Raw genomic sequence first — 1083 nt, 5'->3', positions numbered from 1 at the left:
CGCGTGCGAGCGAGCGCTGTGCGGCGGCGGTGACGGCTTCGGCGGTGAAGCCGAACTCGCGGAACAGGGTCTTGTGGTCGGCGGAGGCGCCGAAATGCTCGATGGAGATGATTTCGCCTGCGTCACCGACGAAGCGGTACCACGGCATCGAGATGCCGGCCTCGACGGCGACCCGCGCCTTGACCGTCGGGGGGAGCACGCCGTCGCGGTAGGCCTGGTCCTGGGCATCGAACCACTCGACGCAGGGCATGGACACGACCCGGGTGGGGATGCCCTCGGCCTCGAGGGCCTCGCGGGCGGCGACGGCCAGCTGCAGCTCGGAGCCGGTGCCGATGAGCACGACCTCCGGTGCACCGGTGGACGCGTCGGCGAGGACGTAACCGCCGCGGGAGACACCCTCGTAGCTGGTGCCCTCGAGGACCGGCAGGTCCTGGCGGGTCAGGGCGAGACCGGCGGGAGCGCGGGTGGCCTCGTCGGCGCCCTTCTCGAGAACGGCGCGCCACGCGTGCGCGGTCTCGTTGGCGTCGCCGGGCCGCACGACGTACAGGCCGGGGATGGCGCGCAGCGCCGCGAGGTGCTCGATCGGCTGGTGGGTGGGACCGTCCTCGCCGAGTCCGATGGAGTCGTGCGTCCACACGTAGGTGACCGCGGTCTTCATGATCGCGGCCAGCCGCACGGCGGGACGCATGTAGTCGCTGAAGACGAGGAACGTGCCGCCGTAGGGGCGGGTCGGACCGTGCAGGGCGATGCCGTTGAGGATCGAGCCCATCGCGTGCTCGCGGACACCGAAGTGCAGGGTGCGACCGTAGGGCTCCGCATTCCACATGCTGGTGGAAATGGACGTGGGACCGAACGAGTCGGCGCCCTTGATGGTGGTGTTGTTGCTCTCCGCGAGGTCGGCGGAGCCGCCCCACAGCTCGGGCAGCACCGGCCCGACGGCGTTCAGGACGGCGGCGGACGCCTTCCGGGTGGCGAGACCCTTCGCGTCGGGCTCCCAGGTCGGCAGCACGTCGGCCCAGCCGGCGGGCAGGTCGCGTCCGATCAGGCGGTCGAGCAGCTTCTTGCCCTCCGGGGCGCGCTGCG

General features: G+C 71.8%; 1 protein-coding gene. It reads right to left on the bottom strand.

The features are described 5' to 3' along the window. Window positions 1–1083 (bottom strand): transketolase C-terminal domain-containing protein (locus tag P3H15_RS54060; protein WP_276144833.1); only part of this gene is annotated, 1083 nt, incomplete at both ends.

This window comes from Rhodococcus sp. T2V, from assembly GCF_029269925.1.
Classification (GTDB): Bacteria; Actinomycetota; Actinomycetes; order Mycobacteriales; family Mycobacteriaceae; genus Rhodococcus_F; species Rhodococcus_F koreensis.
The sequence above is the reverse complement of the archived record's forward strand: the minus strand, read 5'-3'. Positions and strand labels throughout refer to the sequence as shown.